Annotated in this window: 1 protein-coding gene; it reads right to left on the bottom strand. The window is 68.7% G+C overall.

Annotated elements, in window-relative coordinates:
- Positions 1-587 (bottom strand): glycoside hydrolase family 3 protein (locus WFJ17_RS18650; RefSeq protein WP_336649212.1); only part of this gene is annotated, 587 nt, incomplete at both ends.

Genomic DNA, 587 nt, shown 5'->3' with positions numbered 1-587 from the left:
ACCCCGTCCGTGCTCTGATACCCGAGCATGAACGTGCGACACCCCTCCCGCGCGACCCGCTCGAACGGCGGCAGGAACCACGACCGGAGCTTGCGGCGTGAGATATCCGCCTCCGACGCGTCCCGCCCGCCCTGCGTCTCCGAATACCCCGCGAAATGCTTCGCCGTCGCCAGCACCGCCGTCGGATCCGACAGCCCCTTCCCCTGATACCCGCGGACCATCGCGCTCGCGAGCTCCCCGATCAGGAACGGATCCTCCCCGAACGTCTCACTGACCCGCCCCCACCGCAGATCCCGGGCGATGCACAACACCGGCGAGAACGTCCAATGCACCCCCGTCGCCGACACCTCCTCCGCCGTCGCCCGCGCCACCCGCTCCACCAGCACCGGATCCCACGACGCGGCCATCCCCAACTGCGTCGGATAGATCGTCGCCCCGGGCCAGAACGAATGCCCGTGAATGCAGTCCTCCCCGACCAGCAACGGGATCCCCCACCGCGTCAGCGCCGTCAACCGATTCGCCTCCACGATCCGCTCCGGCGACGTATGCAACACCGACCCCACATGACGACGCAGCACATGATCAGC

The organism is Microbacterium sp. MMO-10, assembly GCF_037148715.1.
Taxonomy (GTDB): domain Bacteria; phylum Actinomycetota; class Actinomycetes; order Actinomycetales; family Microbacteriaceae; genus Microbacterium.
The sequence above is the reverse complement of the archived record's forward strand: the minus strand, read 5'-3'. Positions and strand labels throughout refer to the sequence as shown.